Source organism: Salibacterium qingdaonense (genome assembly GCF_900114715.1).
Classification (GTDB): domain Bacteria; phylum Bacillota; class Bacilli; order Bacillales; family Marinococcaceae; genus Salibacterium; species Salibacterium qingdaonense.
Map to the genome: position 1 here is coordinate 74,876 of NZ_FOTY01000006.1, position 26,725 is coordinate 101,600.

At 45.5% G+C, this 26,725-nt stretch carries 32 protein-coding genes; 3 read left to right on the plus strand and 29 right to left on the minus strand.

What is annotated here, in order from left to right:
• Window positions 1–2: 2 nt before the first annotated feature.
• The 8 genes from BM058_RS07130 to BM058_RS07160 all read right to left on the minus strand — a co-directional run bounded on the left by BM058_RS07130 (window position 3) and on the right by BM058_RS07160 (window position 9,075).
• Window positions 3–920, minus strand: coding sequence for a methionyl-tRNA formyltransferase (locus tag BM058_RS07130; protein ID WP_090926341.1), 918 nt, complete (start codon window positions 918–920; stop codon window positions 3–5).
• The gene (neuB, locus tag BM058_RS07135) at window positions 917–1,981 is read right to left on the minus strand and encodes an N-acetylneuraminate synthase (protein WP_090926342.1); all 1,065 of its coding nucleotides are present in this window, start codon (window positions 1,979–1,981) and stop codon (window positions 917–919) included. Before neuB ends, BM058_RS07130 begins: the two co-directional genes overlap by 4 nt.
• Window positions 1,978–3,135, minus strand: a complete 1,158-nt coding sequence (gene neuC, locus BM058_RS18170; protein ID WP_177195460.1) for a UDP-N-acetylglucosamine 2-epimerase — start codon at window positions 3,133–3,135, stop codon at window positions 1,978–1,980. Before neuC ends, neuB begins: the two co-directional genes overlap by 4 nt.
• Window positions 3,136–4,290, minus strand: coding sequence for a LegC family aminotransferase (locus tag BM058_RS18175; RefSeq protein WP_177195461.1), 1,155 nt, complete (start codon window positions 4,288–4,290; stop codon window positions 3,136–3,138).
• On the minus strand, window positions 4,287–5,285 hold the full coding sequence (locus BM058_RS07145; RefSeq protein ID WP_090926343.1) for an NAD-dependent 4,6-dehydratase LegB: 999 nt from the start codon (window positions 5,283–5,285) through the stop codon (window positions 4,287–4,289). Before BM058_RS07145 ends, BM058_RS18175 begins: the two co-directional genes overlap by 4 nt.
• Window positions 5,286–5,569: 284 nt before the next feature.
• On the minus strand, window positions 5,570–5,917 hold the full coding sequence (locus tag BM058_RS07150; RefSeq protein ID WP_090926344.1) for a hypothetical protein: 348 nt from the start codon (window positions 5,915–5,917) through the stop codon (window positions 5,570–5,572).
• Window positions 5,910–7,808, minus strand: coding sequence for a motility associated factor glycosyltransferase family protein (locus BM058_RS07155; protein WP_177195462.1), 1,899 nt, complete (start codon window positions 7,806–7,808; stop codon window positions 5,910–5,912). The genes BM058_RS07150 and BM058_RS07155 overlap by 8 nt, the downstream gene beginning before the upstream one ends.
• A gap of 91 nt (window positions 7,809–7,899) precedes the next feature.
• Window positions 7,900–9,075: a flagellin N-terminal helical domain-containing protein gene (locus tag BM058_RS07160; protein WP_090926346.1), complete on the minus strand. Its 1,176-nt coding sequence runs from the start codon at window positions 9,073–9,075 to the stop codon at window positions 7,900–7,902.
• 336 nt (window positions 9,076–9,411) lie between these two features.
• Between BM058_RS07160 and BM058_RS07165 the strand changes: the two genes are divergently transcribed.
• Window positions 9,412–9,900: a competence protein ComK gene (locus tag BM058_RS07165; RefSeq protein WP_090926347.1), complete on the plus strand. Its 489-nt coding sequence runs from the start codon at window positions 9,412–9,414 to the stop codon at window positions 9,898–9,900.
• On the opposite strand, the gene BM058_RS07170 is transcribed toward BM058_RS07165, so the two are convergent.
• The 14 genes from BM058_RS07170 to BM058_RS07235 form a co-directional block, all read right to left on the minus strand.
• Window positions 9,901–10,602, minus strand: a complete 702-nt coding sequence (locus tag BM058_RS07170; protein WP_090926348.1) for a response regulator transcription factor — start codon at window positions 10,600–10,602, stop codon at window positions 9,901–9,903. It lies immediately after the preceding gene.
• Window positions 10,603–10,816: 214 nt separating this feature from the next.
• Window positions 10,817–11,047, minus strand: a complete 231-nt coding sequence (csrA, locus tag BM058_RS07175) for a carbon storage regulator CsrA (protein WP_090926349.1) — start codon at window positions 11,045–11,047, stop codon at window positions 10,817–10,819.
• 1 nt (window position 11,048) lies between these two features.
• Window positions 11,049–11,504, minus strand: coding sequence for a flagellar assembly protein FliW (gene fliW, locus BM058_RS07180; RefSeq protein ID WP_090926350.1), 456 nt, complete (start codon window positions 11,502–11,504; stop codon window positions 11,049–11,051).
• Between the two features lie 28 nt (window positions 11,505–11,532).
• Entirely contained in the window at window positions 11,533–12,123 is a 591-nt protein-coding gene (locus BM058_RS07185) for a DUF6470 family protein (RefSeq protein WP_090926351.1), read from the minus strand.
• A 23-nt stretch (window positions 12,124–12,146) separates the two neighbouring features.
• Window positions 12,147–13,241 carry a flagellar hook-associated protein FlgL gene (gene flgL, locus BM058_RS07190; protein ID WP_090926352.1) on the minus strand — a complete coding sequence of 365 codons (1,095 nt, stop codon included), beginning with the start codon at window positions 13,239–13,241 and terminating at the stop codon, window positions 12,147–12,149.
• A 26-nt stretch (window positions 13,242–13,267) separates the two neighbouring features.
• On the minus strand, window positions 13,268–14,779 hold the full coding sequence (gene flgK / locus BM058_RS07195) for a flagellar hook-associated protein FlgK (protein ID WP_090926353.1): 1,512 nt from the start codon (window positions 14,777–14,779) through the stop codon (window positions 13,268–13,270).
• Between the two features lie 28 nt (window positions 14,780–14,807).
• On the minus strand, window positions 14,808–15,302 hold the full coding sequence (locus BM058_RS07200) for a flagellar protein FlgN (RefSeq protein WP_090926354.1): 495 nt from the start codon (window positions 15,300–15,302) through the stop codon (window positions 14,808–14,810).
• 35 nt (window positions 15,303–15,337) lie between these two features.
• Complete coding sequence (gene flgM / locus BM058_RS07205; RefSeq protein WP_177195463.1) at window positions 15,338–15,604, minus strand: flagellar biosynthesis anti-sigma factor FlgM; 267 nt, start codon at window positions 15,602–15,604, stop codon at window positions 15,338–15,340.
• A 108-nt stretch (window positions 15,605–15,712) separates the two neighbouring features.
• Entirely contained in the window at window positions 15,713–16,135 is a 423-nt protein-coding gene (locus BM058_RS07210; protein ID WP_245736879.1) for a TIGR03826 family flagellar region protein, read from the minus strand.
• A 17-nt stretch (window positions 16,136–16,152) separates the two neighbouring features.
• A complete protein-coding gene (locus tag BM058_RS07215) occupies window positions 16,153–16,872 on the minus strand; it encodes a ComF family protein (protein ID WP_090926357.1) in 720 nt (239 codons plus the stop codon).
• A 1-nt stretch (window position 16,873) separates the two neighbouring features.
• A complete protein-coding gene (locus BM058_RS07220) occupies window positions 16,874–18,391 on the minus strand; it encodes a DEAD/DEAH box helicase (RefSeq protein WP_245736880.1) in 1,518 nt (505 codons plus the stop codon).
• Window positions 18,392–18,406: 15 nt separating this feature from the next.
• Complete coding sequence (locus tag BM058_RS07225) at window positions 18,407–19,303, minus strand: DegV family protein (RefSeq protein WP_245736882.1); 897 nt, start codon at window positions 19,301–19,303, stop codon at window positions 18,407–18,409.
• 10 nt (window positions 19,304–19,313) lie between these two features.
• Window positions 19,314–20,030, minus strand: a complete 717-nt coding sequence (locus tag BM058_RS07230; RefSeq protein WP_090926359.1) for a response regulator — start codon at window positions 20,028–20,030, stop codon at window positions 19,314–19,316.
• Between the two features lie 55 nt (window positions 20,031–20,085).
• Window positions 20,086–21,243, minus strand: a complete 1,158-nt coding sequence (locus tag BM058_RS07235; RefSeq protein ID WP_090926360.1) for a sensor histidine kinase — start codon at window positions 21,241–21,243, stop codon at window positions 20,086–20,088.
• 228 nt (window positions 21,244–21,471) lie between these two features.
• On the opposite strand from BM058_RS07235, the gene BM058_RS07240 reads away from it, so the two are divergent.
• Both BM058_RS07240 and BM058_RS07245 read left to right on the plus strand, forming a co-directional pair.
• On the plus strand, window positions 21,472–22,110 hold the full coding sequence (locus BM058_RS07240; protein WP_090926361.1) for a YigZ family protein: 639 nt from the start codon (window positions 21,472–21,474) through the stop codon (window positions 22,108–22,110).
• Window positions 22,111–22,303: 193 nt separating this feature from the next.
• On the plus strand, window positions 22,304–23,311 hold the full coding sequence (locus tag BM058_RS07245) for an LCP family protein (RefSeq protein WP_090926362.1): 1,008 nt from the start codon (window positions 22,304–22,306) through the stop codon (window positions 23,309–23,311).
• A 211-nt stretch (window positions 23,312–23,522) separates the two neighbouring features.
• On the opposite strand, the gene BM058_RS07255 is transcribed toward BM058_RS07245, so the two are convergent.
• Genes BM058_RS07255 through BM058_RS07280 form a run of 7 tightly spaced genes read right to left on the minus strand, consistent with a single transcriptional unit; the run spans window position 23,523 to window position 26,705 of the window.
• Window positions 23,523–23,852 (minus strand): hypothetical protein, encoded by a 330-nt coding sequence (locus BM058_RS07255; protein WP_090926364.1) that lies wholly within the window; start codon window positions 23,850–23,852, stop codon window positions 23,523–23,525.
• A 25-nt stretch (window positions 23,853–23,877) separates the two neighbouring features.
• Window positions 23,878–24,825 carry a nuclease-related domain-containing protein gene (locus BM058_RS07260; RefSeq protein ID WP_090926365.1) on the minus strand — a complete coding sequence of 316 codons (948 nt, stop codon included), beginning with the start codon at window positions 24,823–24,825 and terminating at the stop codon, window positions 23,878–23,880.
• A gap of 42 nt (window positions 24,826–24,867) precedes the next feature.
• Entirely contained in the window at window positions 24,868–25,083 is a 216-nt protein-coding gene (locus BM058_RS07265; RefSeq protein WP_090926366.1) for a hypothetical protein, read from the minus strand.
• Window positions 25,080–25,277: a hypothetical protein gene (locus BM058_RS07270; protein ID WP_090926367.1), complete on the minus strand. Its 198-nt coding sequence runs from the start codon at window positions 25,275–25,277 to the stop codon at window positions 25,080–25,082. Before BM058_RS07270 ends, BM058_RS07265 begins: the two co-directional genes overlap by 4 nt.
• Window positions 25,274–25,471: a hypothetical protein gene (locus BM058_RS07275; protein WP_090926368.1), complete on the minus strand. Its 198-nt coding sequence runs from the start codon at window positions 25,469–25,471 to the stop codon at window positions 25,274–25,276. The genes BM058_RS07270 and BM058_RS07275 overlap by 4 nt, the downstream gene beginning before the upstream one ends.
• A 21-nt stretch (window positions 25,472–25,492) precedes the next feature.
• A complete protein-coding gene (locus BM058_RS18730) occupies window positions 25,493–25,615 on the minus strand; it encodes a hypothetical protein (protein ID WP_281244683.1) in 123 nt (40 codons plus the stop codon).
• Window positions 25,616–25,649: 34 nt separating this feature from the next.
• Window positions 25,650–26,705 carry a glycosyltransferase family 4 protein gene (locus tag BM058_RS07280; protein WP_090926369.1) on the minus strand — a complete coding sequence of 352 codons (1,056 nt, stop codon included), beginning with the start codon at window positions 26,703–26,705 and terminating at the stop codon, window positions 25,650–25,652.
• Window positions 26,706–26,725 lie beyond the last annotated feature (20 nt).

A 26,725-nucleotide genomic window follows, 5' to 3' on the forward strand; every position in this document is an offset into this window, starting at 1 on the left:
AACTATTGAAACGATGGATTCACTTTAAAACGATCTCCAATAGTTAACGCGCGTTGCTCGGTTTCTTTTTGAAAAGCATATTCAGTTACCTTGAGCATTGTGTCTTCAGTTTTCACAAAAAAACAGTAATCCTTTTTATTAATAATTTCACCTTCTTGTCCAATATATTGAACGGACTCTCTTATTAATTCTGCGTAATTTATAATTAATGTTTCACCCGTGGTTAAAACTGCATGTGCACCAGGAGCCGGTGGGGCAATGCCACGGATAAAATTATAAATTCGTTCACTAGACCAGGACCAGTTAATAAATTCATCACCTTCCCTTCTTTTGGTGCAATAGGAACCAATAGGATGGATACTTGTTTGTTTCACAGGATTCTCTGTACCAGAATCAATCTCATTTATTGCTTCGACCAATACTTCCGCACATAAGATATGGGCATTTTTCAACACCTCATTGTAAGTGTCCTCGCGTTCTATACTACAGAATTTTTGTTTTATAATATCTCCTTCATCAACAGCTTCTTCCATATAGTGTGCTGTTACACCAAAACGTTGTTCGCCATTAATAATAGCCCAGTTTAATACATTTCGCCCTCGATAAAAAGGGAGTGCTCCGGCATGACAATTAATAGAACCAAAAGAGGGTAATTCTATCAGCTCTTTTTTAAAAATTTGGTCAAACGACATAGAAACGTTTAAATCTAATTCATATGATCGAAAGATAGACATTGAATATTTATCATTTACATTTTTTAACGAAAAAACCGGGATACTATATTGATTTGATAGTTTTTCCAGATCCTTATCTGGTGTAGAGTATCGTAAGACAACAAACGAAATGGAAAAATTGCTGCGAATGAGTTTATCAAATGCTAATTGCGCCCACTCACCATCGCCAAAAAATCCAATTTTCAATATAATAAATCTCCTTTTCTAAAATCTGAGTCAGAAACAGCATATAAATATTTATAATAGTTGTTAGGTTTTATTCCGTTTCCCGGTCTTTTGACAGCCATATTTTCTGAGGTTAATCTTTCTCCTTTTTTTATATCTGTTTTAGCTACCAAGCTTTTCATAGCAGGGTTTTTATTTTCCTTTTCTAGACTTGTCAATGCTTTTTGATAGTTTCCCTGTGCTCGTTCAGCTAATCGAACTCCTGTTACCAAGTCCTTCAATTCGTTTGGTTCAAGAGAAGCTAAATGGTCAGGACCAGGCAGATTTCTGTCTAATGTGAAATGTTTTTCAATTACCGCGGGGTAATAAGATACTGATGCGATCGGTACAGCTGTTCCTTCAGAATGATCGGAAAATCCAGTGTCAAGACCAAACGTATCTCTTAAATAAGGTATAGATAGCAAGTTCACACTTTCAGGCGGTGTGGGGTAAGCTGTTGTACAATGAAGAAGAGTCACATAGTCTTTTAATAACTGCTGGGCTTCTTGAGTGTGATAAAAATCGGCGATTTCCTCTGGTTCCATATTTATTTCCCCTGCGTATCCGTAAGCAATATAAGAGAGTGCTTCCTGAATTTCATGAATTTCGGCCATACCTGTTGATAAAATAATCGGTATTTGTTTTGTTGCAATATGATACAAAAAGGGCACATTGGTTAAATCGCCGGATCCGATTTTGATTCTCTGCACCCCAATATCTTCAACCAGAAAATCCACACTGTCTTCATCAAATGGCGTAGATAGAAATTCGATCTCTTTTGAATCACAATAGTTTTTTAGATGTACGAAATGATCACGAGTAAGTTCAAGCTGTTTCAGCATCTCATATTGCGATAACGTTTCACCCATGTTGTCTGTTTGATATGATGCCTGTTTTGCATCCCTCGTCACCAGCTTTTCAGCTTCAAAGGTTTGGAATTTTACCGCATCAGCGCCTGCTTCTGCAGCAGCATCTATCAATTTTTCAGCAATATTTATATCACCGTTATGATTCACACCGGCTTCGGCAATAATCTTAATCATGTATTGGACACCTCATGAAACGATTTTTTTAATAAAAAGGAGCATTTATCGTATTTTTTTATGAAACTATAAATTTTTTGAGAACTGTCTCCTTCACCATATGGGTTTGTCACGTTTCTACAATCCAATCTTTTAGCATCTTTTATAGACTTATGAATAGAATCTGCTGAAGCATCACAATCTAACACAGAAAGTGCTTTCAGCCGTCCTTTTTGTCTATCCCCTATGTTTACCGTTGGTTTTTGAAATGAAGGAACTTCGTATAAACCGCTGGAAGAATTTCCAATAACCACGTTTACCTGTTGAATCATACTGAGGTACTTCAACTGCCCCAATGACTCAAACAAATAAGCATTGCTTCGATTCAAGCAATATTCTTCAATCATATTATTGATGATTCGCCCCTCGCTATCTGCATTTGCCTTTGTGAAGATAAGAGTAATAGATTCATAGCTACATTCCAAATCTAAAGCCGTCAGTAGACTCTCACATTGTTCTTCTGCTTTTCCTGGAGCCAACGTGGCAGGATGCAGTGTAATCAAAAACGATTGATTTCCAATTGAAATTCCCAGGTTATTTTCAAGTTCTTCCCTACTTAACAGAGATAGATTCTTTATATTATCAATACCAGGACTTCCAACATTATATACGTGCTTAGGGTTTTCACCCATTTGTATAACATTTTGATAGGATTTATCATTAGTTACAAAATGTAGATGAGACATCTTTGTAATGGCATGACGTATACTTTCATCTATCGCGCCTTCTGTTGTATCTCCACCAGCTATATGAGCAACCGGTATATTAGCCGGTAAAGCTGCCTGGACAGCTGCCAGTATCTCGTAACGGTCACCTAAGACTACTATAAGATCCGGCTGCAGCTCTTCATATGCGTCGGCAAAACCAATCACTCCCAGTCCGATTGATTTGCTGATGCCTGCCGGGGTATCACTTGATAACAGCATTTCCACTTTTCTTGTAATAGTAAATCCATCTTCTTCAATCATTTGGTAAGTCAAACCGAATTCCGGAGATAAATGCATTCCTGTTACAATAAGTTGAAATTCAATCAAATCATCGTATTGTAATTTTTTCATTAAGCCATAAAGTAGTCCATATTCTGCCCTGGTGCCGGTTACGACAGCTATTTTCATTTACATCACACCACTCGGTAAATTAATGATTCTCGCATAAAGACTCTCCGTCTGAGTTAAGTCCATTTTCGGCATATCCCGGTACATCTCTAAATAATGCATCGGCTTCCAAACCGGTCTTGCCAATATCTGATGGTCATGAAGTTTCTTTATTATATGGTCTCGTTGTTCCATATCCGGATCATTCAGTAACAACCCATTTAACCAATAGTTACTCTTCGTCCCTTCTCTTTCTTTAATAAAAGAAATGCCTGATATTTCGCTTAAAGCTTCAGCATACTGCCCGGCCAGCTTCCGTTTTGTCTTTAAAAAGAAAGGCAGCTGTTCCAATTGCGCACACCCTAATGCAGCATTGATGTTGGGCATTCTGTAATTATAACCAACTTCATCATGAACAAATTCAAAGGAGTGAGAAACCTTCGCAGTGGAAGCAAGGTGTTCGACTTTGTCTGCCATGTCTTTATTATTGGTGAGCACAGCTCCCCCGCCTCCAGTAGTTATAATTTTATTACCATTGAAGCTTACTGCTGCTACGTCTCCGAGTTGGCCGATATGTCTGCCGCCTTCATAAGATCCCAGAGCTTCTGCCGCGTCCTCAACAATTTTTAGATGGAATCTGTCTGCTGTTGATCGCAGTTGATTTATAAATGCTGGGTGACCAAAAGTATGCATAGGTACAACCGCTCGAATCCAGCGGCCGGTATGTTTATTGTAGCTGCCCTCAGAAGTAACAATTGCATGTTGCTTTAAATACGTTTCTAACTTTGACACATCGATACCTAGCGAACTCTCTTCTACATCTACAAAATGAGGAACAGCTCCTGTGTGGGAAACAGCATTGGCTGTTGCAACAAATGTCAATGCCGGCACCAGCACTTCATCACCCTGTTCTACACCTGCTGCAAATAAAGCCAGCTGCAGAGCAGCGGTCCCATTGACAACAGCAACGGCTCTATTAATTCCTGTGAATGAACAAAGATCCTCTTGGAGCTTGTTTACATAAGTACCGGCGGACGAAACCCACGTAGACTCTATCGTTTCCTGAACATACTTCGATTCATTTCCCTGAAAGACCGGCGCGTGCAGCGGTTTAGGTTCACCATTCTCCGGCAGTACACGCTGGACTGCCTGCAGTATTTGCGATTCCAGTGTCATATATTATATCTCTCAGTTCTATAGTTCTTTAAGTTCTGTTTCTGCAAAAACCAGTCCGCTGTCTGTTTTAATCCACGTTTCAATCCTTCGACGCCTGAATAATTTGGTTCCCAGCGGATGAGTTCTTTAGCTTTCTGATTGGCTGCCCATAATCTTTCCACTTCACTTTTGGCAGGACGGATTCGTTGATCTTCTGTTTCAATAGTCAGAGATGATACATCCATAACCTCAACTATGTAGTCTACCAAGTCCCCAATCGATACCTCATAATTACTTCCGATGTTAATAACCTCACCAATAGAAGCTTCATGTTTCATCATATGAATAAAACCAGTTACTGTATCGTCGATATAATTAAAATCCCTGGTTGGATGGATGGATCCTAACTTTATATCGGTTTTTCCTGCGGCTAATTGTGTAATGATCGTTGGAATGACAGCACGTGCAGACTGCCGGGGGCCGTACGTGTTGAATGGACGGATGACTGCCACAGGAAGGTCAAAAGACCGGTAAAATGATAATGCTATTTGGTCAGCACCGATTTTAGATGCCGCATAAGGGGACTGACCCTGGATAGGATGATTTTCATCAATCGGAACATACTGAGCAGTGCCATACACTTCACTTGTAGACGTATGAACAACTTTTTTTACATTCTGCTCGCGGGCTGCCTGCATGACATTCAACGTTCCCTTAATATTCGTGTCCACATAAGTATCCGGAGAATGATACGAATACGGAATCGCAATCAACGAAGCCAAATGCAGGACAGCATCACATTCCTTGACCGCTTCTTTTACACCGTGGGGATCCCGGATATCCCCACTGAATACGTCCAAACTGTGCTGTAATTCCTCCGGGCTGTCATCCAGCCATCCCCAAGAATTAAACGAATTATATTGAACAAAAGCCCGGACATCGTAACCGGCTCGAATCATTGTTTCCGTTAAATGAGAACCTATAAAACCATCTGCACCTGTGATTAAAATTTTCATATTATTCCTCCAATAATCAAAAAAAACTTCATAATATGAATATCGGACATGCAAGGGAATATACAATTCCGGTTGTAACTTCTCCATGAGACTACATCTAAAAGCATTATTTACCGTGCAAGTTTTATTGCTCCAGCTAGTCTTTAAAATATCTAAATTCACTTTGTAAAGCTAAAGAAGTAATAAGAGATAAAAATAGAAAACAATATCTAAAAAGAAAAGCACTTTCACCATTGTAATTTGAAACATGTACCAAGCAATGTTAGCTGCAAAAGTTTAGTTTATTAATTTGCAAAATTAAATTGTATCCATTCTTTTATCTTATCATTAACTTCATATTCAAAAATATCTTTAACTAAAATTATATCATTATTCTGCAGTGCTTCATTTATATCGTTTAAATATTGCTTAAAATTATCATACTCTAAATACTTTGTTTGATGAGATAAAGTCAAGTACGTGGCTTGCATAAACCATTCAAGTCCTTCAACAATCGCGGGAAGCAAGTTCATGGCGTCATCAAAGTTTTGTCTATCAATATAATCAATGAATGTTGTAATACCCTCCGTTAAATTGTAGGCATAACTTTTTGCTGTTTCCAGTGTCTCAACTTCAAGTTTTTTCTCATTCATATATTTCCTCCATTGTCTCTTCAATAAAAAAATCATTATTGTCCACATTGTTATTTAGTTGATTAAGTATGACAGCCTTTCCTCTTTTATATTCCTCACGCAAGATTGGCATGAGTTGCAGTAATTGACGTACCTTTCCCCACAAAAATTCGTAATACTTTATTATTTCTTTTCTTGTGCTAATTACATTTATATCGTGTCCATGTTGATTCAATTGAAGAATAATCGGCACAACTATAGAACGGAAATGATCATATTCCCAAACTTGATCCATATATTGAATACATTGTTTTAGAATTCTTTTAGCTAAATCTTGTTTTAATACATTCTTTTTTATGGACACAATATCATGAATTATTTCAATCTTTCTATCAATCTTCTTTAATAATTTCTCTATCTCCTCAAAATTAGACAGTTGAAAATCTATGAAATCGGCGAAATTTTTCATATCCTCATTAGTTGAACCCGGCTCTAATTTGCCCATATCTTCTATGAAACTTCTTTTTTTATTCGACGAAATATATCTTTCTACAGTTTCTTTCAATGAAATGTGCTCAGCTCCATGGATAAACGCCCCACCTTCAGTAGCGTTTATAATTCTGTTTGGTGTTTGAGAAATTTGTTCCTCAAACCAATTACGAAACAAATTCCATGTAGCATGTGTTTTCACCTTGCTGACACCGTCATAAGCGATTGTATACTCTACATTTTGTTTTGCCTCTTCGATAGTCTTTCCTTCCATGTATGTTGAATTAGCGTGGGAATATCCTTCTTCACTGTAAGCCAAGTCTTGCCCCAATAATATTATCGGGTCACTTTTTAGACGCTTTGCCATTGCGAAACTCATATGGGCACAACTTGATCCAACGTCTTCAATATTCGTAGATTTAAAAAATTCTCCAAATCGATTCTCTACATACTTAGTTGAACGAAAAGTTATTGCTTTTGCATTTGGAAATTCTGATAGTATTTCAGGGTAAACTAATCCTTCAGCAAACAGCACAGTATTAGGATGAAACGTTTTATTCTTATAGAATAAATCATAAACCTTTTTCATTCTTTCTGTAGTTGATACCGCATCGGGAATAATACTATAATTTAAAAGTTTCTCATAACTAGTATCCGCACAAAAAATAAGAACATGCTCTTGAATATTATAGAGTTCATTTATATTTTTATCCAAGGATGGCCCTGATGCAACACACACAATCGGCATCCCTTTGTAATATTTCTGTAACTCTTCAATATTCTTAGAGTAAGGAAAATGTGGGCTGTTTGTAAACATATGACGTATTCCAATCAGCGTATCCTTTATATCGTTTCCTGCCGAGGTATAACGCGCAATTATTGTGGTTTTTATTAATTCAATAAGTTCCTTCAGATTGGATTGCTCATATAAAGTAAAGGCATAATGATTTACGAATAATTCTATTTCTTTTGAAAAAGGGAAATGTTTTTTTACTTCATGAAGCTGCTCATTTATTTGGATTTTCGATCCGCTTATTATCAATACTCTATTATCGTTAAATAGGTCCTGGAGATTGTAATTTGAATTTAATGCCGCTGCCAGAATACTCGGGTTTGGCTCTATTATAATTATGAATGCATTCTTTTTTTTGTTTCTATAAAGCTCTTCAAACTCATACCCATATCCAATTCCTACTTGAAATATAGTGGGACTGTTAACGTTTACTTGCTCAATACGTGTTCGTGCTTCTTTCTTTGGATTATATTTACTGTTTAAATATATTTTCTTTTGATTGTATTCCGCTACAAGAATTGTATCTCCATGTTTAGATTGCTCATAATTAATATTGTTTATACTTGTAGAATTCAATAAAGAACATAGGTAGGGGTTCTTATTTTTTATTATTTGATAATTCTCCTGCATAACTCTCATCTCCATAATAATTCTACTAGTAATATCGGCAAATAATTTATATTATTAAACCAAAAAAAAGCCGGCATTAGCCGGCTTTTTTTTATTGCAATAGTTGCAGTACTTGTTGAGGCTGCTGGTTTGCTTGAGCAAGCATAGATTGTGATGCTTGAGCCAATGTGCTGGCACGAGTTTGTTCCATCATCTCTTTTGCCATATCCACATCTCTAATACGCGATTCAGCAGCCTGTAGATTTTCCGATGAATTATCTAGATTAGAGATAGTGTGATCCAAACGATTTTGATTTGCACCAAGTTTTGAACGTTCAGCTGAAACACTTTCAATCGCACTATCTATAGCAGTGATTGCAGATTCAGCGTTTTCAGCTGTATTGATATCAATACCTTTCGTCGCTGAAACTTCAAGACTACCACTAGCTCCTGATTCTACAGTTACGCTTCCATGTGTAAGGTTCTCACTAGTACCACTAAAGGAGAAGGCAGCACTGCCTTCAAGAGAAGCATCGCCACTTCCAAGATCATCAGTTGTGATTCCAGATGCTGTTTGTGCTGTGAAGCTACTTCCATCTTCACTTACTGCAACAACGTTTCCATCGGTATTTTCAAGCGCATATTCTACACCAGAAAGACCATTACTCCCACTAGAAGTGTCGCCAACTTCTGTGGCTTCATTTAATGCTACAACGTTGTATTGACCTTCTGTAATATCACCACCAACACCTGAAGCAACGGTTCCACCATCTAAATTGTGACCTACACCAAGAGCTTCAGATCCCATATCTTTAATACTGAGAGAAATATTCTGCCCTTCGTTCGCACCAGTCTGGAACTGCTCTTCGAATTCGCCATTGAGTAGTTTTTTCGTATTAAACTCTGTATTTTCAGAAGTCTGGGTAATTTCCTCAGTCAGCTGGTCTACTTCTTTTTGAAGTTCTGCACGGTCTGCGTCGGTGTTGGAACCGTTGGCAGACTGTACGGCGAGTTCACGCGTACGCTGAAGCATGCTTTGGGTTTCTGATAGGGAACCTTCTGCTGTCTGGATCATGGAAATTCCGTCCTGGGAGTTACGGCTCGCTTGATCCAAACCGCGGATCTGACCGCGCATTTTCTCGGAGATTGCAAGACCTGCTGCATCGTCTCCTGCTTTGTTGATGCGTTGACCGGATGAGAGTTTCTCCATCGAGTCCTGCATGTCGTTGTTGTTCTGGCTCATCTGATTGTAAGTATTCAACGCCGGAATATTACTGTTAATAATCATAAAATAGTTCCTCCTTGAGTTTGTGTTTTACGTTCCGCTGCCACGTCCTTGTGGCGGAAACGTCCGCTTGGGTGCTCGGAAGATCCTGTCGGCCGCCAGGGTCTTCTGCGCCCTTACATACCTTATATCGGCATCTGTTCTCTATGTTTAAGGATATTTTTCATTTTTTGTGATGTTCTTTTTGAAAGGAGGTTTTCCTTCCTGTCTGCACATCTTTGCTATAATAATGCAACATTGTTAGAAAATGATGGATTTTTCTGTAAGGCTGTGGTTATATAGTAGGTATAGATTCGACATCAAGACCTTTCAGCTATCTTGAAATGAAGGAGGAGAAAAATGGAACATATGCTGGAATTTAGAGCGGTGTACGAGGTGACAAAGAGTACAGTCGGGATAGTATCGATGCTTGATGGGGAAGTTAAAACGAGAGTGTATGAAACAGATGGGTCGACCATTTTCACTGCACAGCCGGCAGAAAGCATTATGGAAGAAGCCTGCCTGGAAGGCGGGTCGTCCATGGCAGGGCGGCTTACATACGTGAGGAGGAAGCTTGGATTTAAGTACCGGCGTCCGGTTCCGGTGAATGAGAAAGAGGGACTCTATGCGTTTCCACTGCATGGAAGCCCTGGAAATCAAGACAGTTGGTTTTTCTATTCCCATATCCTCCGGGTGGAAGTGGACAAATATGACCAGCGGACCTACCTGGTGTTTCGGAACGGACAGCGCGCGGAGGTGAATGCCTCCTATTACCATGCGCAGCAACAGATTCTGAAAACGAGCCGCTGCATTACGATGATAAAAGGTAAGGAGGAACAGGTGCATTAATCAAGATATGAGAATCCAGCCTTTTTCAATCGCGCGTTTTATCGTGTGGGTGCGGTCGTTCGCGCCCATTTTTCTCGTCAAGTGACTGACGTGGTTATTTACGGTGGCGACGGCGAGAAAGTTTTCCTCCGCTATTTTGCGGTTGCTTTTGCCCTCGACGATTTTCTCAAAAATCCGCAGTTCCGCATCTGATAAAATGGTGCGGATTTTTTCGATATTCAGATGAAGTTCGCGGATGGTTTCTTCGCGTTCTTCATGCAGTTCGCGGTACTGTTTCACCAAATGCGGCTGGAACATTGGATCGACATATATTGGGAACTGCTGGGACTGCTGAAAGTGCTTGAACCACTGGCTTTCCTCCCGGTCGGAGGCCAAAACGATGGAAATATCATACGGAAGAAGGTGTTTTACCAGTTCCTTTTTGTCCGACGGAAGATTGAGCCCCAATCGGAAATACGTTTCTGCCGCCTGCAGTTCGTGGACTTTCTCATATATTGTCTTTTCATTACAGGTCGATTGATAGATGGTGTTTTTCTTCAGTCCATCTGTTAAAGCATCCATTAAATGAGATGCTTCTGCTTCGACCAGTGGCTTGTCCAACTGCGCCGCAGCCCTTTTCATCCGGTCAGACCCATCAAAATCGAGAAAAAGGGTTGGGAGTTTCGCCGCTCCATAATCGTTCTGATATACGGTCCTGGCCATTCCTTGATTCCCCCTGGTTGTTATCCTGGCTTCATGAGAGTGTTGGTTCACATCTGCGTGTCGATTTATAGCAGTATTTACTCTTCTTACGTAAATATTACCTTCCAACGGGGTTTTGCGCAAGGAACGACAGTACCTTTCTTCCTGATTATAATCATGCCACAACCCAAAAAATCCTACCTTAAGCCTAATCAGCCACTATTCGACGAATTTTTTACTTTTTCATTTGTTGGGAAAGAGCTTCCAGAATGGATAAATTATCATAGCCGGCGGCTTCGTTGTTTTCTTCCTGAATGGAAAGATAGACTTCATGCCGGTGGATGTCCACATGACCCGGGGCATTGATGCCGAGTTTGACCTGGTCGCCTTCGACAGCGATGACCTTAATCTCAATATCCTCCCCGATTTGAATCGACTCGTTCGGTTTTCGCGTTAATACGAGCATATCAGCGGGCCCCTTTCTGCTCCGCATGATGGTTATGCGGGAAAATGAAATGTTTTCTCTCGTACGGGGATTCGCTGAGAATGTGCTGCTTGCCTTTCTGCGCGGCCATGTTCAAGAGGATCGGGGCCTGTAGATTGGCTGTGGTTTTGGAAAAAGGCTCTTCCAGTGTGAGTGTAACAAAAAGCGCTACATCTTCCTGTCTTTCAATAGCCAGCTGTTCGACGACCGAATCCGGGACTTCCACCTGGTAATCATTGAAAAACTGAAACGGATCTGTCACGACGAAGCCAAGCTGCGGGGTGTGAACAGACTGCAGAATAAAAAATACCTCATCGCTGCTGAAGGGGAGCAGTACGAAGGCTGTCTCTTCTTCAAACGCGGGGAGGCCGTGGTCAAAACGTATAATACGATTGTCGTCAATGGTTACTTCTCCAAAATATTTCGTCTGGATATTCAAGGATTTATCCCCTCTTTATCGGTTGTGATTACAACGCACGGTTGACTTCAAGGCCGCGGACGTTAAAAGAAATGTCGGAGCGCTGGCGCAGGTAGTGCTGTACTTCCCAGCGTGGAATGTTGATGTCAGGTTCGTGTGTCTGTACATCATAGCGGGTCTGCGGCCGCTCCACATCAAAGCGAACCTCATGCGGTTTCACGTCGAAGTTCACCGCGTCGATGCTTTTTGGAATCCATCCCGGTTCGATTTCGTGCTCAAACATGCGTCCATTCTCTTTGGCCAGCTGTGCGAACACTTTGCCGCCGCCCCCGTTTTCATGGATAGCTTTTATCTGTTCGCCTTCGCGAGCGGTCTTGGCCATGTATTCCGATACGTTCTGTTTCGCTTCCTGCAGCCACTGTTTGTGCTGTTCAAGCGGAGGCACCATACCCTTCTGCCTGCGCGCTTTTGACTGGTCGATATGCACTTCCGCCGGTGTAATGGAGATATCGACCGTATCCCTCAGATTCTGCTCGATCCTCACCTCCGCCGGGCGCTGCTCCAACTGCATCGGCGGCCGTGATATATTCGTGCCGATTCTGGCATCTGTTGTGCGTATTTCAACCATCGGCATGTTCATAAATCAGACCGCCTCCTTTGAGATCAGCGCAGGAAATCCATCAGCGTCGGCTGAATGATACGTGCGCCCGAAGAAAGGGCCGCCTGATGCACATTTTCCTGACTCATCAAGTTCATGATGACTTTCTCCATATCGGCATCTTCGTTTTCCGACATGATTTCTTCCGCTGTTACTTCCTGATTACCGAGCCTGTTTTCAATCATCTCCACCCGGTTCTGGCGGGCACCGACTTCCGCGCGCTCGTTCACAATGTTGTCGATGTGCTTGTCCATCGTGTCGAGATGATTTGAGATTTCTTCCGACCCGGCATTTTCATCACGAAGAGTAGCGCTCAGGCTGGTGAGATCCTGAAAAAGACCATTCTGGAATGTGTTTTCCGGATTGGAATTGACCGGCATTTTCACGCCCTGCATGACTTCTATTTCCACGTCATTGTTGTTGGTACTTTCTTTAGTCACAATGATTTCTTCCTTGTCAATGGAATTACCACCGCCGTCTGTGATGTTTTCCAGGTTATTTTCGTTATCATAATTCAACGTTATGGATGAATTAGCAGGATCTCCACCTACATGGAAGGTGTATTCATTTTCAGCTGCATTTGTATTGGTGTGTTCGTAAACGTCACCATTGTTCGTTATCTGATAATCTTCAAGGTTCTCCTCCCCTGGATTTTCCGGGTTAAGAACAGGGGGGGTTGTAGTATCTGTCCCGTTAAATATATGTTTCCCGTTCACCTCAGAGTTCGCCATGTCCGCAACATGCTGTGTCAGCTGTGTAACTTCTTCCGCTATATTTCCACGCTGTCCTTCTTCATAGGAACCATTCGCAGCCTGTGTCGTCAGTTCACGTACACGCTGCATCGCGTCTGTCGCTTTACCCAGCGCGGAGTCGGTGGAATCCATCCAGTTATTCACTTCCCCGACGTTACGCTGAAACTGCTGAATCTGATTCGTTTCCCCGCGGTACCGGATGCCGCTCATCGCAACGACCGGATCCTGGGAGGCTTTTGTGATCTTTTTTCCGGTAGAGAGCTGTTCCTGCAGCACGCCCATCCGCTCAAAACTCTGATTGAGGTTATTAAGCGAATTCTGTGCCAGCATCGATTGAGTTACCCGCATAGGGGTCACCTTCCTTTATTCACGTATTAGATTCCAACACGTCCCATGTTATTGATGATCCGGTCGAGCATTTCGTCCACCGAGGTGATGTTTCTTGCTGCTGCGTTGTACGCCTGCTGGAACTGAATCATATTCGTCATCTCTTCGTCGAGCGACACACTGCTCACTTCCATCCTGCGGCTGTCGACGTTTTCGCGAAGCGTGGCGCTGTTGTCCATCATCTGCTTTGCTTCCGCCGTCTGTACTCCGTACTCCCCTATAAGGGACTGGTAATCCTCGTCGAAATGATCTTGTTTAATGTTCGAAAGTGCTGTCGCATTGGAACCATCACCGGCATTACCATCCAAGGAAGCTGCGATTTTATCTGTATCATTTTTTATGGTATCTGTGACTTCTATAGCAGAAGCTGCGCCTTCCGTATCCGTTGGAATATTAAAAAACGCTGTATTGCTTGTTCCATTCAAACCAGTTCCCTGCTGATGCTGCTCGTTAAAAGAAGTAGCAAAATCATGAGCAAGCTGATCGAGCTGATCGTTTAAATCCGGATATGTGCCGCTTAAATCATTCCCTTCAGCGTCCACTCCATCATGCATCTCAAGCATCCCGGCAAGTGACCCCGGGGAATTTTTAATATCAATATCCGCTGCAGAGCCAGTTCCTGATTCCCAATTCAGTGTTACGTCTCCTATTGTTTCGGAGTCTTCGCTGATACTAACTGTGCGATGATCCAGACTATCACCATCAATCAGTTTAATATCGTCACCGCCATTTTGCATCCGTTCCCCATCACCGTTAAGAAGATAGACGTTCACTTTACCTTCCGCGACATCGCTTGCGAGGCCTTCGGGTTCCATCTTTTCCACTTCGATATTCATACGCTTGGACAAATCGTCAAGCAGACGGTCACGCTCGTCGTACATATCATTGGGTACCTGCCCGTTCGGCTCGACATTACCAATCTGTTTGTTCACGCTGTTAAGATTGCTGAGCAGGGAATTAATTTCGCTTTCATTGGTGCCGATCTGGTTGGAAAGATCCGCTTTGTTGGACTCGAGCGTATCCGACATATAGTTGAATGAATCGGCAAGTGCGATACCCCGTTCTTTCACCACCGCCCGGGCTCCGGAATCTTCGGGGTTCGTCGATAAATCCTGAAGGGCATCGTAAAACTGGTTCATCCGGCTGGAGAGACCCTGATCCGACGGTTCATTCAGCAGTTCTTCCATCCGCTCAAGCGACGAGTGACGGGATTCCCAGTAGCCGGACTGGGCGTTTTCGCCGCGGAACTGCTGGTCAAGATAGCCTTCGCGGATGCGCTGCACGGATTCGGCTTCCACACCGGTTCCAATCTGGCCGGGCATCTGCGGCGCATTTCGTGCGGCGGCAGGATACGGTTCGGTCTGGCCGAAATTGACGCGCTGGCGGCTGTACCCTTCTGTATTGGCATTTGATATGTTGTGGCCGGTCGTATGCAGAGCTGCCTGCTGGGTTCTCATTCCGCGGGCTGCTGTCTCTAATCCATGAAACGTCGACGTCATGCTCTCTCCTCCTGTTTTTGGGATTTAGTTATGCTTTGGAATCAAAAAACGAAAAGCCGTCTCTCTTTTTTTGTTTCTGTTCATCCGGATGGCTGTAATGTACGGCTTCGGGGTCCGGCTGAATCATATCCAGGGTCATCTGCACGAACTGGCGTGAGTCCTCCACCATCTGCCGGTTCAAAGCTTCTTTGCTGCGGAGGGAGGCCATTTCCTGCAGAAGACCCTGCTGCAGCTGCAGGAGCGGCTCATGATGACCTTCGGGCAGGTACTGAAGAAGAACACTGACTGTCCCTTCCGTTTCACCGGCCTCCCGGCTTTCCAGATAGGAAGCTACCGCCTCCTGCCGTTCTTTCTCCGTTTGTTCAATCGCGCGGATCTGACGGCTCTCCTGTTTCAGAAGCTCTGTCAGTTCTTTCGTCTGGTTCGTCTTGATCAGTTCCGTTTTCCGGGCGGAAATAGTATTCAATTCTTTGTGCTGCTGCACAAGACGGGCCATCGTCTCAAAAATGGCTTTTACGGACATACGCTACCCCGCTTTCTATCCAGAACAGACACCGATTATTTACCGGACCAGAAATCCAGGAATTTCTGCGCAGACTCCTGTGCATCAAACTTGTAGCTTCCGGAGCGCACTTCGTTTTTCAGTTCCTCGATCCGTTCACTGCGCGCCGTTTCTATATCACCGCTTTGCTGCATCTGTTTGGCCTGGTTTGATATTTCCACTTTGTCTTTTTCCTGCTGCTGTGTTTCCGGTTTTCCTTGAGGCTGGGCATCGGCTTGTTTTTGATACGGGTTGTTGACCGATCCTAGTGGATTGATATTCAACACGCTCACCTCCCTGTATCGTTTCATCTATAATAAAGTAAATGGTATCTCACCTGTATCATTTATTATATCGGATACAATGCGCCGGTTTTAACCGGTACAAATGTCTCAATTCCAGCGGTTGCCCATGGAATGATAGGTCTGGTGGCGTTTTCTTTCTTCTTCCTCTTTCTCCAAGCGCTCTTTTTCCCGTTCCTCTGCCTGCAGTCCGCTTTCGATACCGCTTTTGCAGGAGGAACATATCCGGCCTTCTCTTATGGGACTTCCGCACGACTCACACGAATATGTCAGATTCGGGAACTGGTTCAGGTGAATCCGGCCTTCTTTAATAAAACGGGTGATGTCCTCTTCCGGTACACCCGTACTTTCCACGACTTCCTCCATTTTCGCCTGTCGGTTATCGCGTTTTCGGATGAATGTATATACTTTCTGAAACATATCTTCTACTTCTTTGTGGCATTTATTGCATACCGACCGCAGGGATTTAACGAAGAGATCCCCGCAGCGCGGGCAGTTTTCCAGGCTCTGCACGTTATGTCCTCCTTTTATTACCCTCTTATCAATGTAATGGAACATACATCGGCCGCACCGTTTTCCATAAGAGGAAGCGCTGCTTTTCTAAGCGTTGTTCCTGTAGTGTAAATATCGTCAAAAAGGACAAAATGTTTACCTTCGATGTCTTTTTTATCCCCTTTCAACTCAAACGGCCGTGACGTAGAAGAGAGCCGCTCCGCCCTCGATTTCTTGCTTTGTTTTTCTTCGTGGGTGGAGCGCAGGAGAATGTCGGAGGGGTCCGGGGTGCGGTGGAGCGAAAAGCCGGCAGCGGCAGTAAACGAGGCAAGGATAGCAGCCTGGTTAAACCCTCGTTCCTGCAGGCGCTGCGGGCTGAGAGGCAGCGGAACCGGCACCGCACCGGCAGGATAGGTAAGATACAGTTTACGGATCCGGTGGCGGAACGATTCAGCAAGCACAGCGTCTCCCCTGTATTTCCAAAGCGCCGTCCAGTCTTTCATCGCATCATTGTACGGAAAAAGGGAAACATTCCGGCGGAGAATCCCGCGCCAGCACGGATCGGCTTCCCAGCGTTCGCAGTCCACGCATGTGCCGGCATGTTCCACCGGCCGGTTGCACGTCTTACAAACCGGCTCCTGAATCGGCGTAAAGAGAGACCGGCACTCCCGGCACAACCCGGAATTTTCAGGGAACAGCAAGGTTCTCCAGCTTGCGGTGGATGTTTCAGACTCCCCGCAGTACAGACATTCTGCCATATCAGCGCTGCACCTCTTCTCTGTTCATCGACGTAATATGACGTTTCGCCGCGGCCATTGCCTCCGTTTTACCTGCGTGAAAAAAGACGACATCCCCATCTGGATAGTCTGCACTTCTCCCGGCTCTTCCGGCTATTTGAACGAAGGCACTTTCGGTGAAAATGGCTGCTTCTGCGCCGAGAACGGCAACGTCTGCGTTTTCAATTGTCACACCACGCTCCATGATAGTCGTTGTCACAAGAAGAGGCACCGTACCTTCCCGGAAGCGGCGGACGGTTTCATGGCGGTTGTCGTGGGTACTGTGCACTCCTTCGATGAATGGCTCTTCTTTTTTAAGAATGGCTGTCACCTGTTCGAGTACAGAAACGGAAGGAACAAATAAAAAGGCTGGTGTTCCGCTGTCGATGCGCCCGCGGCACCAGTTTTTCACCGCGGCGGGAAAGCGGCCCTTTTGAAGCAGGCGCTTCCACGAAGCGGCCCACTGGAAACGCGGCACCGGGAGCGGAAAACCGTGATAACGGCGGGGGATACGTACGCATGGAAGCTGCTTTCTTTTCACCTGACGCTGGAGAGAGGCAGGAGGTGTTGCCGTCAGGCGGATTAAAGAGGCGTCGGGTCGTGCTGCTTTTCTGACGGCGTATACAAGCGATTCGTCGGCAGAGTAGGGAAAGGCGTCTACTTCATCAATGATAACCGTGTCAAAGGCTTCCGTGAATCTCATCGCCTGATGTGTGGTCGACAGGACAAGCTGTGCCGGTTTCTGTTTGTCTTCACTGCCGCCGTAGAGTGCGGCAAGAGCGACATGGGGAAAGGCTACCTGAAGTCTAGGGGCAAGTTCAAGAACCACATCGGTACGCGGGGCGGCGATCAGAACGGTTCCGCCGAGTTCCAGCGCCCGTGCGACACCTTCGAAAAGCACCTCTGTTTTGCCTGCTCCGCAGACCGCCCAGATTAAGATTTCTTTTTTTTCTTCCACAGCCTGTACGACGGCACCGGATGCTCTCTGCTGCCCGGGGGACAGCGTTCCCTTCCACTGCAGCACCGGTTCTTCCAGCCTTGGATACATAGGAGGAGCTGTCCAGGAATAAAGAATGGAGCAGGCACAGATCCTCCCCATCTGCACACAGTGGCGGCAGTAGACGCATGGTCTGCCGCAGCGGGCACACGAAATCGTGCCGAAACGGTGCCGGTTTGTGTTCCCGCAGCGCCGGCATTGATGTTCTGTTTTGAAGGGGATGAGACCGGGACGCGCCTGCATCCAGCCTGTCAGAAGGAGGGATTTCAACATGTCGGGATGGATGTCTATTTCTTCGAAAAGCAGTTCTTTTCCGCTGTCGCGTTCCTGTAGATGGTGATACGCGGCAGGGAGAGGCGTACCGGGGGCAGAAGAGGAAGGCAGTAAGGGGAGACGGCTGATCACGTCCGGACCGGCGGTAATCTGCATGGACTCCTCCACCCAGGGGGCGGGCAGACAAACCGGATCCGGACGACCGGAAACAACCGCATGGATAACGTTCATCGGCATCTTCCTTTTTTATTGGGATAAAAGACAGGATTCAGAAGGCAGTCTGCACCAGCCGATGCCAAGACCGCCTTCTCCCAGATGTGTACCGATTACGGGACCGAACCAGCCGGTATCGACTTCGACATTTGGATACGTTTCAGCCAGATGTTCCCGGAGCTCCTCTGCTTTCTCCGGGCGGTTGGCATGAATGACCGTGGCCCGTACCGGTTCACCGCTGCGGGCGTCTTCATCAAAAAGCTGAAGAACGCGGTTCCACGCTTTTTTTTCGGTTCGTACTTTTTCAAACGGAACAATCAGCCGGTCATCAAAATGGAGGATAGGCTTTATCTGAAGCAGGCTGCCGACAAGAGCCTGCGCGCCGTTCAAGCGTCCTCCGCGGTGGAGGTGGTTCAGGTCATCCACGATGAAATACGCCCGCGTCCGCTGTTTCATTTTATCGAGCCGTTTGAGAATCGTTTCCGGATGCTCGCCTGCGCGCGACATCGCAGCCGCTTCCAGCGCAAAGTAACCCTGAGGCATACAGCTGATTTCAGAATCAAAGACATACACGTCCAGGCCTTCGACTTCCTCTCCGGCAGCAGACGCGGTCTGAAAGGTGCCGCTGATGCCGCTTGAAAGCGTAATGACAATCACAGCATCGTACTGCCGCACCAGCGTTTCAAAGGTTTCGATAAACAGGCCGGGTGCAGGCTGGGAGGTCGTCGGCATGTTGGATGTTGTTCTCAGTTTTTCATAAAAAGCCTCCGTGGAAAGCTCTACTTCTTCCTGAAAAGCCTGTCCGTCAAAAATGACGTGCAGCGGGAGCACCGTTATACCGTTTTTCTCTGCTTTTTCTTTCGGCAGGTATGCCGTACTGTCTGTCACAATGGCAGTCGAAGTCATAGCAGGACCCTTTCTCTTTTCCATCGGATCGGTATTACCTTACCTTTACCCAGCCTTTTTTAATGGACTCTACAACGGCCTGGGTGCGGTCATTGACGTTCATTTTCTGAAGAATATTGCTGACATGGTTTTTGACGGTTTTTTCGCTGATGTAAAGGCTCTCGCCGATCATCCGGTTGCTGTAGCCATCCGTCATCAACTGAAGCACTTCACATTCACGACGTGTAAGAATGTGGAGCGGTTTACGGTATTCGACTTCTTTATAGCCGATTTCTGCCGCCTGAGCTTCCACATCGGCATCACCGTAAGCCAGGCGCCGGTATTCCTTGATCAGATTATGGGTTACTTTCGGGTGGATGTAGGCACCGCCGCGGCCGACTACTTTCACAGCTTCAATCAGGGCATCGGCATCCATCTCCTTCAACAGGTAGCCTGCTGCTCCCGTTTTCAGAACATGGGTCACGTAGGACTCATCATCATGAATCGAGAGTATCAACACTTTCACATCCGGATATTTCTCGATTAAATCGCGTGTTGCTTCCACGCCGTTTGTCCCCGGCATATTCACGTCCATCAGGACAACGTCCGGATCGTTTTCTTCAACGAGAGATACGACTTCGTCCCCGTCGTCGCCTTCTGCAACCACTTCGAAGTTCTTCTCCATATCGAGAATGCGCTTGACTCCTTCTCTAAACAGCTGATGGTCATCTATAAGTATTAATCGTATCATCTGTTCTTCCTGTTCCTGCATGGATCGTTTCATCCTTTCCTGTTTTCGTCTCTTTTGTTTTTTTATTCTATTACATTTAAGCGGAATCACTGCCTTGTCCCGCCGAACCGTCGAACGTTAAATGGAGCATAATGACGGTTCCTTTACCGGGAGCGGAATCAATCGTCAATTTTCCGCCAAGGGCGTTGATACGTTCCCTCATTCCCATCAATCCAAAAGAATTCTCATTCCCGGCGGATGGGTCAAATCCTTTCCCATCATCCTTTATGACGATAGAAACGTAGGAATGTTTCAGTTCGATTTTCACTTGAACATCCGTTGGTTCTGCATGCTTATAAGCGTTCTGAACGGCCTCCTGGACAATTCGGAACAACCCGACTTCAAGATTTGGAGAAAGACGGATGTCACTCTGCCCGAGAGAAGAGAACCGCACATTCATGTTCGTCTCTTCTTCCAGGTTGCTCAAATACTTATTCAATGTAGGGACAAGACCGAGATCATCGAGCGCCATCGGACGCAGGTCATAAATAATCCGCCTTACTTCAGCAAGGCTGGACTTGATCATCGTCCGCAGATCCTGAATTTCTTCCAGTGCTTTGTCCATCCCCTGTTCACTTTTCACTCTTTCCACGAGTTCAGAACGAAGAAGAACATTCGCAATCATCTGGGCCGGCCCATCATGAATCTCCCGTGCCACACGTTTTCTTTCTTCTTCCTGTGCTTCTATAATCTTCAAGCCGAATTGCTGTTTTTCTTTAGCATCTTCGACCATTTCCCCTACTTCTTTGAGATCACCGGCCAGAAAATTGTACACAACCGTCACCTGGCTGACAAGCGCTTCTGCGCGCTCCATCGTACCTTCAAGCTGGAGAAGACGCCGCTCAATCGTATCACGACGCTCGCGCAGCTGCTTTTCCTCCTGCTCGAGTACCGCAAGATTCACCTGAAGTTCATTCGCCCGTTCATAGGCTTTTTTCACATCTTCATTCGTGTAGTCTTTAAAATGACGGCTGACTTCGGCGAGGCGGTTTCTCGCAAAACGAGCCTGCATTTCCGTTCTTTCCGTTTTATCAATGACCGATGATACGTTGTCGCGTACTTCATTCAGTTCTTTCTGAAGCGATTCATACTCTTTCCTCGACTTTTCGCTGATTTCAAAAATCTGTTCCTTGCTGTCACCAACAGTGCTCAGCATCTGGTCGATAATTTCATCCAGTGATAGCTTTGTTGACAATAGTGTCACCACACTTCTATTGTTTGACAGAACCTCACAGTTCGTTATGATTATTTTAGCACACTCTGAAGGACCTATAACCCTTTACCGAGAAAAAATCAAACTTTTCCATATTCTGCGTTTATCTGAGAAAATACTTTCTCTTCCTACAGGATATCATGTCTGGTGCTTTCATAGTTTTACAATATGATTATAGTATAATTACATCAAAAGGAGGAATGCTCCATCATGCCGGATACCTATTATACCGTAAAACAACGAAAAACGAATGAAATAACCATTAATAAGTCCCGTTTCATTGCCCACATCGCTCGTGTTACAACCGAAGAAGAGGCACAAACCTTCATTGATGCTGTAAAAAAAGAACATGCCGGCGCGACACATAACTGTTCCGCTTATCTGGCGGGCGAAAATGATGAGATTCAAAAAGCGCACGATGACGGCGAACCATCCCGCACCGCCGGAGTTCCTATGCTGGAAGTATTGAAAAAGAAAGAATTGAAAGACACCTGTGTCGTTGTTACCCGCTATTTCGGCGGAATCAAACTCGGTGCAGGCGGGCTTATCAGAGCTTACGGACAAGCGGTCAGCGAAGGCCTCGAAGCTGCCGGAATAGTGCAGCGGACACGTATGAAAGTGATGAGTGCTTCTGTGGATTATACGCTTCTCGGAAGAATCGAAAACGACATCCGTCAGTCTTCTTATTTACTGAAAGATATTTCTTATGAAGACATTGTGACATTCTACGTGTATGTGCCGGCCGACGGAGAAGAGGCATTCACTTCATGGCTGACAAACACCGCAAACGGACAAATCGAGATAACCGAAAGCGAAGAAACATACCTTGAACAGGATGTATCGACATAAACCGGCATTATTTCCCCGGAAATAATTTTTTTGCCCTCAGCATGTAACCTCACCGATGTATATGCCGTCTTATATTTTAGAGGCATATAATGCCCTTTTCTTTGAAAAAATATTATATTTACGAACCACGCGCAGTTATGTAAAATGATGGAGTCTGGACATCCGGGAATTTACTTTACTGAAGGAGAATACTATGGCTGAAAAAGAACAAAATACAAGATTAGCACGCCGCAAGCGGAAAAAACGCCCCGTGCTAAAGGCATTTATGATTCTTGGGTTGGTTTCCTTCGTGCTTCTGGGCGCGATGGTCGGCTACTTCGCCTGGAAGTTTACCACGGTCGCAGCAGATACCCAGGAAACATTGGAACGGGGCGATAAATCGGAAAAACGCGAAGTCGCTGTGGATCCAAACGAAGACAATATTTCGGTTCTTTTTATGGGCGCTGATGACCGGGACGGCAAACTCCAGGGGCGTACCGACGCGATGATTTTCGCCACGTTCAACCGGGAAGAAGGATCGGTCAAAATGACAAGTATCCCTCGTGATTCTCTGGTGGATATACCGGGCCATGGCGAAGATAAGATTGCGCATGCCAATGCATTCGGCGGCACCGACCTTGCTGTTAAAACAGTCGAAAATGCGTTGGATGTGCCGGTCGATTATTATGTGAAACTGAATTTTGAAGCATTTATCGAGATTATCAACGCGCTGAACGGCGTGGAAGTCGATGTTCCGTTTGATTTCACGGAACAGGACAGTGAAGGCAATAAAGGGGCAATTTCTCTTGAGGAAGGCACGCATATGCTGGACGGCGAAGAAGCTCTGGCTTTTGCGCGCATGAGAAAGCAGGACCCACGCGGTGATATCGGACGTGGCGACCGTCAGCAACAGATTATTTCTGCGTTAATTAAGCGCAGCGCTTCTATCGGCTCCATTCATAAGTACGATGATGTGATGGAAAGCGTGCAGGACCACATGAAGATGAACTTCACCGTCGGCGATCTCGTTTCCTTCCATAAGTATGCCGGTTCTGTCGATAACATTGAACGTCTGCAGCTGAAAGGGTCGGATGTCAGATACGATGGCATCTATTATTACCAGCTGCTCCCGGAAGTAACCGAAGACGTATCACAGGAACTGCGGAACCACCTTGAACTGGACGAAGAATCCTCTTCGGACAACAGTGCTGAATCTCCTTAAAGGAGGTTCAGCTTTTTTTTGGTTGTGGGGAGTGGGTGCTGGCTGTTGGTGCTGGGCGCGCGGTTGTGTTTCTCGATCGATATTGCCGGTTTATCGATTGATTCTGCTTTTTCTCGATTGCTTTTCCCCCATTTTCGATTTTTCTTGATCGATTCTCGGAATTTCTCGATCGATACTCCGGATTTCTGCATCAATTCGGGCGTGGACCGCTTTATACCAGCGAACCCCTGCCTCGCTTCCGGAAACAGAGGAGCTGCAGTCCTTTCTCGATCGGTTCTCCCGATTTATTGATTGATTCTGCTTTTTCTCGATTGGTTTTTCCCCATTTTCGATTTTTCTTGATTGATTCTCGGGATTTCTCGATTGAGGCTCCAGATTTCTGCATCGATTCAGGTGTGGATAGCTTCACACCAGCGAACCCCTGTCCCGCTTCCGGAAACGGTGCTGCCTGCGCCCCTTTCTCGATCGGTTTTCCCGATTTATCGATTGGTCCTCTCGTTTCTTGATTGATTCTCCACCTATTCTCCAGTTTCTCGATCAATTGTCGGCATTTCCCCGTTGATTCTCTAAATATTGGTCAGGTCATAGACCCGTCCTTTGTTTTTCCGGTTATGCGGAACGTTCAGGGACTGGAGCAGCCGGCGGGTGACTTGGCTGGAGGGAAGGTTAAGAAAATCGCAGCATTGCTCGGTGGTAAGGAATGGATGGATAAGGGCATTATAGTCCTGAAGCGCAGACCGGGGCGCATCTTTTGAGCTGAAGCCGCAGAAAGGACAGCACCAGTGCCCGTTTCTGCCTTTTTTCATCGGCAGTTTCGCGCACTCCGCGCACTGGACCCCGCGTTGCACATCGGCCGGGGTGAGGTCGAATTCCTCGAGAATTTCCACTTCTTTCGGACGACAGGCTGAGATCAGCTTGTCCGAAACCCTTTGGATGGATGAAAACGGTGTGGCTGCCTTTCCTTCCCTGCGCTTGTATGTTTCAATTTCAAATGGAAGCTGGGCGGCGTGAATGACATTGGTGAGAGGAGCCTGAATAATAGTAGAGGGAAAGCTGATGACAACAAGGGGATAGATGGGCGGAAGAACGAGGGAATGGTGTTTCAGCCACTCTTCCAGCTGCAGCTTATGCCGCTGCACTTGCAGACGCGGGTCCGTAAATCCTTCCTCTTCTCCGTGCAGGCGCCGGGTCATCTGATATCGGTGTTCGTCAAAGTGAAGCGTACCGGCTAGATTTTTCACTTCTATTATTAATGTGAAGGTCGGGGTGAGCAGGAGGGTATCCATCTGGAAGTGGGACGTCCGGCTGAAGAGGCGCAGGTCATGCAGAATAAGATGAGGGGGATCGAGAAACGATAAATGATAGTCGATGGCTTTTTCCCCGCGGTAGCCTGCCGCATAACGCAGGTACTTCTGTTTCACCTCGTCCCGTTTTGGGTGCAGCTCCGGCAGCCGCCGCTGCAGAACCTCCAGTTTCTCGAGAATCTCCGGTTTCGTCCGGTGTTTTTTGATCATGGCCTCTTCTCCTTTTGTATGAGTCTCTTTGATATTCGACGATTATTCGCTCGTTCCTTCTTTTTTCTCAATCGATTCTGTCGATTTATTGATTGATCCGCTCTTTTCTCGATTGATTCTTCTCGCATTCTCCATTTTCCCGATTGATTCTCTGAGTTTCTTGATCGATGCTCCGGATTTCTGCATCGATTCAGGTAGGCATCGCTTCACATCAGCGATCCCCTGCCCCGCTTCTGATAACGGAAGGCCTGCGTTCATTTCTCGATCGGTTCTCCCGATTTATCGATTGATCTGTTCTTTTCTCGATTGCTTTTCCCCCATTTTCGGTTTTTCTTGATCGATTCTCGGAATTTCTCGATTGATGCTCCGAATTTCTGCATCGATTCGGGTGGATACCGCTTCACACCAGCGATCCCCTGCTCCACTTCCGAAAACAGAAATGCTGCGTTCATTTCTCGATCGTTTCTTCGGATTTATCGATTGATCTGTTCTTTTCTCGATTGCTTTTCCCCCATTTTCGATTTTTCTTGATCGATTCTCCAAGTTTCTTGATTGATGCTCCGGATTTCTGCATCGATTCAGGTGGATACCGCTTCACACCAGCGATCCCCTGCTCCACTTCTGATAACAAAGGAGCTGCAGTCATTTCTCGATCGGTTCTCCCGATTTATCGATTGATCTGTTCTTTTCTCGATTGCTTTTCCCCCATTTTCGGTTTTTCTTGATCGATTCCCGCCGTTTCTCGATTGATGCTCCGGATTTCTGCATCGATTCTCATAAAAATGACCAAAAAAAAGCTCCCTGCCGGAAGCAGGGAGCGGGATTTATGGTCGTTTCGGTAGGTTCAGCTTATTCATCAGGCGCATGACCGGCCGGTATTGTGTGTTGACGAGACCGACGAATTCGGCCATCAGTTCAATCGCGATCAGAAGAAGCATCATAATCACAAGCGATACCCACAACGTGGAAATGGTGAACATGACCGCAGACATTCCGAAAAACAGGCTCATCGCGTAAATAATCATAACCGTCTGCCTGTGGGTATAGCCGAGCCGCAGCAGGCAGTGATGCAGATGCGACTTATCCGGTGCGGAGAGAGGCTGTTTGTTCACTACCCGGCGTATGATTGCAAAAAACGTATCAGAAATCGGCACCGCCAGTATAATGACCGGTACGACGAGTGAAAATATCGTTACATTCTTAAACCCTAAGAGCGAAATGACGCCGATCATGAATCCGAGAAAGAGCGCTCCGCTGTCCCCCATGAAAATTTTGGCGGGGTTGAAGTTGTGCACGAGAAATCCGAGTGTCCCGCCGAGCAGCGCAATGCCGAGGGCGACGATGAAAATGTCCCCCTGTATGATGGAAAGTACTGACACGGTAGCCAATACGATGGAGGATACTCCTCCGGCCAGCCCGTCGAGGCCGTCAATCAGGTTTATTGCGTTTGTAATACCGATAATCCAGATCAGTGTAAGCGGAATGCTGAACCAGTTCAGGTAAAGCCGGCCGTCAAACGGAAGGTTGATGAACTCGACCTGGACTCCTCCCATAATGACAATGACAGCTGCGGCAATCTGACCGAGCAGCTTCCATTTTGCGGATAACTCTATAAGATCATCAAGAAATCCTGTGATGAAAATAATGCTTCCCGCCGTCAGAATATACGGCATATAGGCGTTTTCCGGCTGCAAAATGAGCAGGCCGACAAGAAAGGCTGCATAAATTGACAGTCCGCCGAGACGGGCCATGGCTCCTTTATGAACTTTCCGGTGATTCGGCTGATCCGTCGCCCCGATTTTAAACGCCAGTTTCCTGACAACCGGAGTCAAAATGAGCGAAAGAAGAAAACAAGTGGTCAGCGCCAGTCCAGTTATCATTTTGAACCTCCTCCATTACC

Excerpts from the sequence above, each read along its gene's own strand:
- neuB (WP_090926342.1), bottom strand. The coding sequence starts at position 1,981 with ATGATTAAGATTATTGCCGAAGCCGGTGTGAATCATAACGGTGATATA.
- neuC (WP_177195460.1), bottom strand. The coding sequence starts at position 3,135 with ATGAAAATAGCTGTCGTAACCGGCACCAGGGCAGAATATGGACTACTT.
- BM058_RS18175 (WP_177195461.1), bottom strand. The coding sequence starts at position 4,290 with ATGACACTGGAATCGCAAATACTGCAGGCAGTCCAGCGTGTACTGCCG.
- BM058_RS07145 (WP_090926343.1), bottom strand. The coding sequence starts at position 5,285 with ATGAAAATTTTAATCACAGGTGCAGATGGTTTTATAGGTTCTCATTTA.
- BM058_RS07150 (WP_090926344.1), bottom strand. The coding sequence starts at position 5,917 with ATGAATGAGAAAAAACTTGAAGTTGAGACACTGGAAACAGCAAAAAGT.
- BM058_RS07155 (WP_177195462.1), bottom strand. The coding sequence starts at position 7,808 with ATGCAGGAGAATTATCAAATAATAAAAAATAAGAACCCCTACCTATGT.
- BM058_RS07160 (WP_090926346.1), bottom strand. The coding sequence starts at position 9,075 with ATGATTATTAACAGTAATATTCCGGCGTTGAATACTTACAATCAGATG.
- BM058_RS07165 (WP_090926347.1), top strand. The coding sequence starts at position 9,412 with ATGGAACATATGCTGGAATTTAGAGCGGTGTACGAGGTGACAAAGAGT.
- BM058_RS07170 (WP_090926348.1), bottom strand. The coding sequence starts at position 10,602 with ATGGCCAGGACCGTATATCAGAACGATTATGGAGCGGCGAAACTCCCA.
- csrA (WP_090926349.1), bottom strand. The coding sequence starts at position 11,047 with ATGCTCGTATTAACGCGAAAACCGAACGAGTCGATTCAAATCGGGGAG.
- BM058_RS07185 (WP_090926351.1), bottom strand. The coding sequence starts at position 12,123 with ATGAACATGCCGATGGTTGAAATACGCACAACAGATGCCAGAATCGGC.
- flgL (WP_090926352.1), bottom strand. The coding sequence starts at position 13,241 with ATGCGGGTAACTCAATCGATGCTGGCACAGAATTCGCTTAATAACCTC.
- flgK (WP_090926353.1), bottom strand. The coding sequence starts at position 14,779 with ATGACGTCGACGTTTCATGGATTAGAGACAGCAGCCCGCGGAATGAGA.
- BM058_RS07200 (WP_090926354.1), bottom strand. The coding sequence starts at position 15,302 with ATGTCCGTAAAAGCCATTTTTGAGACGATGGCCCGTCTTGTGCAGCAG.
- BM058_RS07215 (WP_090926357.1), bottom strand. The coding sequence starts at position 16,872 with ATGGCAGAATGTCTGTACTGCGGGGAGTCTGAAACATCCACCGCAAGC.
- BM058_RS07220 (WP_245736880.1), bottom strand. The coding sequence starts at position 18,391 with ATGAACGTTATCCATGCGGTTGTTTCCGGTCGTCCGGATCCGGTTTGT.
- BM058_RS07225 (WP_245736882.1), bottom strand. The coding sequence starts at position 19,303 with ATGGAAAAGAGAAAGGGTCCTGCTATGACTTCGACTGCCATTGTGACA.
- BM058_RS07230 (WP_090926359.1), bottom strand. The coding sequence starts at position 20,030 with ATGCAGGAACAGGAAGAACAGATGATACGATTAATACTTATAGATGAC.
- BM058_RS07240 (WP_090926361.1), top strand. The coding sequence starts at position 21,472 with ATGCCGGATACCTATTATACCGTAAAACAACGAAAAACGAATGAAATA.
- BM058_RS07245 (WP_090926362.1), top strand. The coding sequence starts at position 22,304 with ATGGCTGAAAAAGAACAAAATACAAGATTAGCACGCCGCAAGCGGAAA.
- BM058_RS07260 (WP_090926365.1), bottom strand. The coding sequence starts at position 24,825 with ATGATCAAAAAACACCGGACGAAACCGGAGATTCTCGAGAAACTGGAG.
- BM058_RS07265 (WP_090926366.1), bottom strand. The coding sequence starts at position 25,083 with ATGAACGCAGGCCTTCCGTTATCAGAAGCGGGGCAGGGGATCGCTGAT.
- BM058_RS07270 (WP_090926367.1), bottom strand. The coding sequence starts at position 25,277 with ATGAACGCAGCATTTCTGTTTTCGGAAGTGGAGCAGGGGATCGCTGGT.
- BM058_RS07275 (WP_090926368.1), bottom strand. The coding sequence starts at position 25,471 with ATGACTGCAGCTCCTTTGTTATCAGAAGTGGAGCAGGGGATCGCTGGT.
- BM058_RS07280 (WP_090926369.1), bottom strand. The coding sequence starts at position 26,705 with ATGATAACTGGACTGGCGCTGACCACTTGTTTTCTTCTTTCGCTCATT.